The following is a 7,845-nucleotide window of genomic DNA, read 5'->3' as shown; positions in this document are numbered from 1 at the left end:
CTTCTCCTCCTTCCCCTGGACCTTCCCGAGGGGGCGGAGCTCTACCTGGACCGGGGGTACGAGAGCCATCTGTACGAGGACCTCCTCCGGGAGGCCCAGGAGGTTGTTCCCATGGTCATCCGCAGGAGGAACAGCCGGCGGTATCTCCCTTGGATGCAGTACCTGGCCATCGTGGGGCGGAGGGTGGTGGAGACGGTGGGGAGCATGCTCCATCACCTCTTCCCCAGGCGCATCCACGCCGTGACCCAGGAGGGTTTCGTCATCAAAGTTCTCACCTTCGTCCTGGCCCATAACATCAGTCTCCTGACCCAGAAGATGGCTGGGTAGCAACTTGGGTTTCTTTAACCGCTGGTGGGAGACTCGCCTAAAGCCTTTGGACGAGTTCATCCGCAAGTACTTCTGGGGGTGTTCCTACGAGTTTGTCCGCCTCGGCCTCGAGGCCAGGCTTTACCGGACCGCCGTTTCCATTTGGACTCAATTCCACTTCTGTTACCGTTGGAACGCTTCTTGCGGATTCCCCCTGACAGCTACCCCAGAGCTCGATGCCCAAGGGGTAGACGCACTGATCCAAGTGAGTGGGCATCAAGCGGGCATCCAGATCAAGAAGGAGACTTACCGCTCGGAAGCCCGGGGAGACAACCGCTTTTTAAGGAAGCTAAAAAACTTTGCTCTCCTCGAGGTCCCCTACACTCTACAAAGTCTGGAGGAAATACTAAAAAGAGCTGAACGAGCCCGAACCAAGAAAGAAACTCACCTCCTGTGGGCAAGGGTTGCCCATCACCTTGGACGTTTGCCCAACGGCTTTGTTATTTTCCAAGAAAGCTACGTAAAAGGTGTGGAAAGATTCCTCCAGGAAAACGCTCCAGCCCTGTCTGGGATCATCTCCTGGGAAAGGGTGGCGCAGGAAGCCCTCACCGGCCCGTGAAGTACACCCGAAGGACGAGCCCCACGCAGAAGAGAAGCCCCAGGGCCACGAAGACCTCGGGGCGCTTGGGCGGGTCCTTGAGCCCCCGGTAGAACCACCCCCCGGGCTCGAGGCCCCCCAGGTAGTGGAGGCCGGCGGCGAGGAGGAGGCCGTAGAGGAGGTGGAGGCCGTCTTTAGGCCTTAGCCCCTGAAGGAAGAGGAGGAAGCCCAGGAGGACCTGGAGGATGGCCGCCCAGGCCGTCCCCCGGAGAAAGGCGTAAAAGCGGGGAGGAAGGGGGCGGAAAAAGCCCCAAAGGCCCACGAGGGCCAAAGCGGGCACCGCCAAAAGGAGGAAGAGGCCAAGGGAAGCGTGCAGAAGCACCCAAACCATGGGCGCAGGATACCCGGGAAACGCCCGGGCGGAAAAGGGCCGCACATTGGCCCCAGTCCCATAAACCCTCCGGGCTTAGGCGGGAAGACCCCCCATTTTTAAGGGAAAAACGCCCATCCCGGCTTGTGCTATACTGAGGGGGTGAGCTACGACGCTTCCGCCATTAAGGTGCTCAAGGGCCTGGAGGGGGTCCGCCACCGCCCGGCCATGTACATCGGCGGCACGGGGGTGGAGGGGTACCACCACCTCTTCAAGGAGATCCTGGACAACGCCGTGGACGAGGCCCTGGCGGGCTACGCCACGGAGATCGTCACCACCTTAAACCCGGACGGCTCCCTCACCGTGGAGGACAACGGCCGGGGCATCCCCGTGGACCTCATGCCCGAGGAGGGAAAGCCCGCGGTGGAGGTCATCTACACCACCTTGCACTCGGGGGGCAAGTTTGAAAGCGGGGCCTACAAGGTCTCCGGGGGGCTCCACGGGGTGGGGGCGAGCGTGGTGAACGCCCTTTCCGAGTGGACCGTGGTGGAGGTCTTCCGGGAGGGGAAGCACCACCGGATCGCCTTCAGCCGGGGGGAGGTCACGGAGCCCCTCCGGGTGGTGGGCGAGGCCCCTAAGGGGAAGGCTGGCACCCGGGTCACCTTCAAGCCCGACCCCGAGATCTTCGGGAACCTGAGCTTTGACCCGAGCAAGATCCGGGCCCGGCTCCGGGAGGTGAGTTACCTGGTGGCGGGGCTCAAGCTGGTCTTCAAGGACCTGATCCACGGCAAGGAGGAGGTCTTTCTGGACAAGGGGGGCGTGGCCTCCTTCGCCAAGGCCCTGGCGGAAGGGGAGGAACTCCTCTACGAGAAGCCCTTCCTCCTCAAGGGCCAGGAGGGGGACGTGGAGGTGGAGGTGGGCCTCATCCACACCAAGGGCTACACCGCGGAGATCCTCACCTACGCCAACATGATCCCCACCCGGGACGGGGGCACCCACCTCACCGCCTTCAAGGGGGCCTACAGCCGCGCCCTGAACCAGTACGCCAAGAAGGCGGGCCTCAACAAGGAAAAAGGCCCCCAGCCCACGGGGGACGACCTCCTGGAGGGGCTTTACGCCGTGGTCTCGGTGAAGCTTCCCCAGCCCCAGTTTGAGGGGCAGACCAAGGGGAAGCTCTTAAACCCCGAGGCGGGGAGCGCCGTGAGCCAGGTGGTCTACGAGAAGTTCCTGGAAATCCTGGAGGAAAACCCCCGGATCGCCAAGACCATCTACGAGAAGGCCCTTAGGGCCGCCCAGGCCCGGGAGGCGGCGAGGAAGGCGAGGGAGCTCGTCCGCAGGCAGAACCCCCTGGAGTCCGACGACCTTCCCGGCAAGCTCGCCGACTGCCAGACGGAAAACCCCGAGGAGGCGGAGCTTTTCATCGTGGAAGGGGACTCCGCGGGGGGAAGCGCCAAACAGGGCCGGGACCGCCGCTTCCAGGCCATCCTGCCCCTCCGGGGGAAGATCCTCAACGTGGAGAAGGCCGGGCTTTCCAAGGCCCTGAAGAACGCCGAGGTGCGGGCCATGGTGGCCGCCATCGGGGCGGGGATCGGGGGCACGGGGGACGAGGCCCACTTTGACCTCGAGGGCCTCCGCTACCACAAGATCATCATCATGACCGACGCCGACGTGGACGGGAGCCACATCCGCACCCTCCTCCTCACCTTCTTCTACCGCTACATGCGCCCCCTCATTGAGCGGGGCCACGTCTACATCGCCCAGCCTCCCCTCTACCGCCTCCAGGTGGGGAGGAAGGTGGAGTACCTCTACTCCGACGAGGAGCTCCAGGCCCGGCTCAAGGAGCTGGAGGGGAAAAGCTACGAGGTCCAGCGCTTCAAGGGCCTGGGGGAGATGAACCCCGAGCAGCTTTGGGAGACCACCATGAACCCGGAAAAGCGGGTGCTGAAAAAGGTGGAGCTCCAGGACGCCCTCGAGGCCAGCGAGCTCTTTGAGAAGCTCATGGGCCAGGACGTGGCCCCGAGGCGGGAGTTCATTGAGGAGCACGCCCGCTACGCCGAGCTGGACATCTAAGCGCCACATGGGCGAAGGCTGGCTGGACGAGGCGGTGGCCCTCCTCCTCAAGGAGGGCCGCCTCCTCCTCAAGGCCCCCCCGGGGGCGGGCAAGAGCACCCTCTTTCCCCTGAGGCTCCTCCAGGCCCTCCCCGGGAAGGTCCTCCTCTTTGAGCCCAGGCGGGTGGCGGCCCGGGCGGTGGCGGCGCGGCTTGCGGAGAACCTTGGGGAGGCCCTGGGGGAGACCGTGGGCTACCGGGTGCGCCTGGAGGGGAGGGAAGGCCCGAGGACGAGGCTTCTCGTGATGACCGAGGGCCTCCTCACCCGGCGCCTCCTGGAAGACCCCACCTTGGAAGGGGTTTCCGCCGTCCTCCTGGACGAGGCCCACGAGCGCCACCTGGAGACCGACCTGGCCCTCGCCCTCCTCCTGCGCGTCCAGGAAACCCTGAGGCCCGACCTCAAGCTGGCCCTCCTCACCGCCACCCCCGACCCGGACCTGGAACGGGCCCTGGAAGGGGCCAAGTTGGAGGTGGAGGGGGAAGGCCACCCCGTGGAGGTCCTCCACCTGGAAAGGCCTCCGGAGGGCCCCCTCGAGGCCCTCGCCGCCCGGTACGCCCGGAAGGCCTTCCTGGAGGGGGAAGGGGACGTCCTCGTCTTCCTCCCGGGGAAGGGGGAGATCGCCCGCGCCCAAAGGCTTCTTAAGGACCTCCCCGCCTTCCCCCTCCACGGGGGGCTTCCCCTGGAGGCCCAGGCCGCCCTCCTGAGGCCAGGCCCACGGAAGATCGTCCTGGCCACGGACGTGGCGGAAACCAGCCTCACCCTGCCCCAGGTGCGGGCGGTGGTGGACTCGGGGCTCGCCAAAAAGCCCCGCTTTGACGCGAGGACGGGCCTCACCCGGCTCGCCCTGGTGCGCATCCCCGAGGAGTCCGCCCGGCAACGGGCGGGCCGGGCGGGGCGCACGGGGCCGGGCCGGGTCTACCGCCTCTACCCCGAGGGCCCCTTTCCCCCCAAAAGGCCCGAGGTGCTGGAAGCGGACCTCTCCCGGGCCCTCCTCCTGGCCCTGGCCTTCGGGGAGCGCCTGGAGGCCCTTCCCCTCCCCACCCACCCCCCCAAGGGCGCCCAGGAAGCCGCATGGGAGCTTCTGAGGCTCCTCGGGGCCGTGGAGGCCGGGCGCCTCACCCCCTTAGGGAGGCGGATGCTCCGCCTCCCCACCCACCCCCGCCTGGCCCGCCTGGCCCTAGAGGCCGAGGCCCTGGGCCTCCTCCCCCTGGCGGCGGACCTCCTCGCCCTCCTGGAGGAGGGAAGCCCCTTGGAGGAGCCCCACCTCCTCGCCCACCTGGAGGCCCTCCTGGAGGCCAGGAGAACGGGAAAAGGGCCCTTCCTCCCCGTGGAGAGGGCCTCGGCCCTATGGCGGAAGCGCCTAGGGGCGCCCCCCTTGGCCCACCTCCCCGAGCCGGAAGCCCTGGGGGCCCTCCTCCTCGCCGCCTACCCCGACCGGGCGGCGGAAAGGGTGGCCCCCGGGCGCTACCGCCTGGCCACGGGACGGGCCCTGCGCCTCCCGGGCCCGGAAAGCCCCCCGTACCTGGTGGCGGTGGAGGCGGAGCTTTGGGAGAAGGAGGGGTGGGTCCGGCGCTTCGCCCCCTTGGCCCGGGAAGACCTCCTCAAGCGGGCGGAGGTGGCCCTCTGGACGGGGTGGGAAGAGGGGCGGCTTAGGGGCTATCTGGAAAGCCGCTTCGGGGCCCTGGTCCTGGAGAGGCTTCCCGTGGAGCCGGAAGGCCCCACGGAGGCCCACCTTAAGGAGGCCCTGAGGGCAGGCCTTCCCCTCCCCGAGGAGGCGCGGCAGGTCCTCCTCCGCCTCCGCTTCCTGAGGGCCCACGGGGTGGAGGTGCCCGAGCTTCGCGAGGAGGAGCTTCTCGCCGACCTCTCCTGGCTTTTGCCCTGGGCCCGAGGGGCGCGGCGGATGGAGGACCTAAAGGACCTCCCCTGGAAGGAGATCCTCCTCTCCCTCCTGGGAGAGGAGCGGGGCCTTCTGGAGGCCTTGGCCCCGGAGAGCCTGCCCCTCCCCTCCGGGAGAAAAAAGCGCCTCCTCTACCGGGAAGACGGCCCGCCCCTCCTCTCCCTAAGGGTGCAGGAGGCCTTCGGCCTGCGGGAGACCCCTAAGGTGCTTGGGGGGAAGCTTTCCGTGGCGGTGGCCCTCCTCTCCCCCGCCGGGCGTCCGGTGCAGGTGACCCAGGACCTGAAGGGCTTCTGGGAAAAGCACTACCCCAAGGTGCGCCAGGAGCTCATGCGCCGCTACCCCAAGCACCCCTGGCCGGAAACCCCATAGGGCAGGAAGAGTTCCGCCCGCACCAGGGCGCGGGCCCTCTCCACCCAGAGGGGGTTGTCGTCCAGGTAGAGGGCCTCCTCCGGGGAAGCCCCTATGGCCTCCAGGGCCAGGGCGAGGGCCCGGAGCTTCTCCGGGTGGTAAAAGGCCCGAAGCCCCTCGGGCGGGGGGAGGTCGGAGACCAGGAGAAAGGGCTCGGGGAAGGGGCGCGCCCGCCTCCGGAAGGCCTTCGGGTAGAGGGCCGAAGCCCCGGGGAAGAGGGCCTCCAGAACCCCGGGGCCCTCCTCCTTCAGGCGGGGGAGGAGCTCGTAGAAGGCCTGGGAGAGGTAAAAGGGGCTTTCCCCGCTGGCCTCGGCGAGGAGCCGGATCAGGTGGGGCTCCACGGGCTCGCAGTAGACCCCGGAGAGGTCCAGGAGGTAGACCACCTTCCCAGGCTACCCCAGAAGGCTTATACTCGGTGCAAAGGAGGAAGCCATGCAGCTTTTCGGGGAGGAATGGGCCCAGGCCTACTGCCAGAAGCTGAACGAGAGCGAGGCCTACCGCAAGGCGGCGAGCACCTGGGAGGGCTCCTTGGCCCTTTCGGTGCGCCCGGACCCCAAGGCGGGGTTCCCCAAGGGGGCGGCCGTGGTCCTGGACCTCTGGCACGGGGCCTGCCGGGGGGCGAGGGCAGTGGAGGGGGAGGCGGAGGCGGACTTCGTCATTGAGGCCGACCTCGCCACCTGGCAGGAGGTGCTGGAGGGGCGCCTCGAGCCCCTAAGCGCCCTCATGCGGGGGCTTTTGGAGCTCAAGAAGGGCACCATCGCCGCCCTCGCCCCCTACGCCCAGGCGGCCCAGGAGCTCGTCAAGGTGGCCCGGGAGGTGGCATGAGGGCCGTGGTCTACAAGGGGCCCTTCCAGGTGGCCGTGGAGGAGGTCCCGGAACCCAGGCTGGAAGCGGAGACGGACGCCCTCCTCGAGGTGGAGCTTTCCGCCATCTGCGGCTCCGACCTCCACATCTACCACGGCAAGATCGCCGGGGTCCTGCCGGGGACGGTCCTCGGGCACGAGTTCGTGGGGCGCATCGTGGAGAAGGGCCCCCTGGTGCCCTTCCCCGTGGGGGAGCGGGTGGTGGGGAGCTTCCAGGTGGCCTGCGGGGAGTGCCCTGCCTGCCGCAAGGGCCAGTTCTTCGCCTGCTCCAGGGGCGGGGTCTTCGGCTTCGGCCTCGCCCTGGGCAACCTCCCGGGGGCCCAGGCGGAGCGGGTGCGGGTGCCCTTCGCCCGGCACACCCTCTTCCCCATCGGGGACCTCCCCGCCGAGGAGGCCATCCTCGCCGGGGACATCCTCACCACGGCCTACGGGGGGGTGAGGCCCTTCCTCGCCCCCGGCATGAGCGTGGCCGTGGTGGGCTCGGGGCCCGTGGGCCTCATGGCCCAGATGGTGGCCCACGCCCTGGGGGCAGGGCAGGTCTATGCCATAGACCCGGAGGAGGCCCGCCTGGAGAAGGCCAAGGCCCTGGGAAGCCTCCCCATCCACCCCCAGGCGGAGGACCCCGTGGCCCGGGTGCGCCGGGAGACCGAGGGCCTGGGGGCGGACCTGGTGGTGGAGGCGGTGGGCGGGGACGGGGAGGCCCTGAAGCTCGCCCTGCGCCTCGCGGGCCCGGGGGGCGTGGTCTCCAGCCTGGGGGTGCCCACGGCGGAACGGCTGGACTACCCCTGGCTTCCCGCCTTCAGCCGGGGGATCACCCTGAGGAGCGCCCTCGCCAACGTCCCCCGCTGGATCGGGGAGGTCCTCGCCCTGCAGAGGGCGGGGAGGCTCAAGGGGAGCTTCGTCTTCAGCCACCGCCTCCCCCTGGAGGAGGCCCCCGAAGGCTACCGCCTCTTCCACGAACGGAAGGCCACCAAGGTCGCCCTCGTGCCCTGAGACCTCTTTGCCCGCTGACTCCCTTATTATAACCCAAGTTGCTACCCAGCCATCTTCTGGGTCAGGAGACTGATGTTATGGGCCAGGACGAAGGTGAGAACTTTGATGACGAAACCCTCCTGGGTCACGGCGTGGATGCGCCTGGGGAAGAGGTGATGGAGCATGCTCCCCACCGTCTCCACCACCCTCCGCCCCACGATGGCCAGGTACTGCATCCAAGGGAGATACCGCCGGCTGTTCCTCCTGCGGATGACCATGGGAACAACCTCCTGGGCCTCCCGGAGGAGGTCCTCGTACAGAT

At 68.2% G+C, this 7,845-nt stretch carries 7 protein-coding genes and 2 pseudogenes; 6 read left to right on the top strand and 3 right to left on the bottom strand.

The features are described 5' to 3' along the window. Together BLP62_RS12735 and BLP62_RS12730 are read left to right on the top strand one after the other, a co-directional pair. Positions 1 to 327, top strand: a pseudogene (locus BLP62_RS12735) (IS982 family transposase); the annotation flags it as partial. 4 nt (positions 328 to 331) lie between these two features. Next, a complete protein-coding gene (locus tag BLP62_RS12730) occupies positions 332 to 925 on the top strand; it encodes a TaqI family restriction endonuclease (RefSeq protein ID WP_277621432.1) in 594 nt (197 codons plus the stop codon). Here BLP62_RS12730 and BLP62_RS12725 read toward each other — a convergent pair. Next, complete coding sequence (locus BLP62_RS12725) at positions 912 to 1,295, bottom strand: hypothetical protein (RefSeq protein WP_093008673.1); 384 nt, start codon at positions 1,293 to 1,295, stop codon at positions 912 to 914. The genes BLP62_RS12730 and BLP62_RS12725 overlap by 14 nt on opposite strands. A gap of 141 nt (positions 1,296 to 1,436) precedes the next feature. On the opposite strand from BLP62_RS12725, the gene BLP62_RS12720 reads away from it, so the two are divergent. Continuing rightward, positions 1,437 to 3,344, top strand: a complete 1,908-nt coding sequence (locus tag BLP62_RS12720; RefSeq protein WP_093008671.1) for a DNA topoisomerase subunit B — start codon at positions 1,437 to 1,439, stop codon at positions 3,342 to 3,344. A 7-nt stretch (positions 3,345 to 3,351) separates the two neighbouring features. Then, the gene (gene hrpB / locus BLP62_RS12715; protein ID WP_093008670.1) at positions 3,352 to 5,649 is read left to right on the top strand and encodes an ATP-dependent helicase HrpB; all 2,298 of its coding nucleotides are present in this window, start codon (positions 3,352 to 3,354) and stop codon (positions 5,647 to 5,649) included. On the opposite strand, the gene BLP62_RS12710 is transcribed toward hrpB, so the two are convergent. Continuing rightward, positions 5,616 to 6,071 (bottom strand): hypothetical protein, encoded by a 456-nt coding sequence (locus BLP62_RS12710; RefSeq protein WP_093008669.1) that lies wholly within the window; start codon positions 6,069 to 6,071, stop codon positions 5,616 to 5,618. The genes hrpB and BLP62_RS12710 overlap by 34 nt on opposite strands. A gap of 49 nt (positions 6,072 to 6,120) precedes the next feature. Here BLP62_RS12710 and BLP62_RS12705 point away from each other — a divergent pair, with 49 nt between their 5' ends. Both BLP62_RS12705 and BLP62_RS12700 read left to right on the top strand, forming a co-directional pair. Beyond that, positions 6,121 to 6,513, top strand: a complete 393-nt coding sequence (locus tag BLP62_RS12705) for an SCP2 sterol-binding domain-containing protein (RefSeq protein ID WP_093008668.1) — start codon at positions 6,121 to 6,123, stop codon at positions 6,511 to 6,513. Further along, entirely contained in the window at positions 6,510 to 7,544 is a 1,035-nt protein-coding gene (locus BLP62_RS12700; protein ID WP_093008667.1) for an alcohol dehydrogenase family protein, read from the top strand. Before BLP62_RS12705 ends, BLP62_RS12700 begins: the two co-directional genes overlap by 4 nt. A gap of 41 nt (positions 7,545 to 7,585) precedes the next feature. Here BLP62_RS12700 and BLP62_RS12695 read toward each other — a convergent pair. After that, a pseudogene (locus BLP62_RS12695) lies at positions 7,586 to 7,845 on the bottom strand (IS982 family transposase); the annotation flags it as partial.

Source organism: Thermus arciformis (assembly GCF_900102145.1).
Taxonomy (GTDB): domain Bacteria; phylum Deinococcota; class Deinococci; order Deinococcales; family Thermaceae; genus Thermus; species Thermus arciformis.
The sequence above is the reverse complement of the archived record's forward strand: the minus strand, read 5'-3'. Positions and strand labels throughout refer to the sequence as shown.

What these genes read in the sequence shown, in the direction of transcription:
- BLP62_RS12725 (WP_093008673.1), bottom strand. Translation starts at nt 1,295, where the DNA reads ATGGTTTGGGTGCTTCTGCACGCTTCCCTTGGCCTCTTCCTCCTTTTG.
- hrpB (WP_093008670.1), top strand. Translation starts at nt 3,352, where the DNA reads ATGGGCGAAGGCTGGCTGGACGAGGCGGTGGCCCTCCTCCTCAAGGAG.
- BLP62_RS12705 (WP_093008668.1), top strand. Translation starts at nt 6,121, where the DNA reads ATGCAGCTTTTCGGGGAGGAATGGGCCCAGGCCTACTGCCAGAAGCTG.
- BLP62_RS12700 (WP_093008667.1), top strand. Translation starts at nt 6,510, where the DNA reads ATGAGGGCCGTGGTCTACAAGGGGCCCTTCCAGGTGGCCGTGGAGGAG.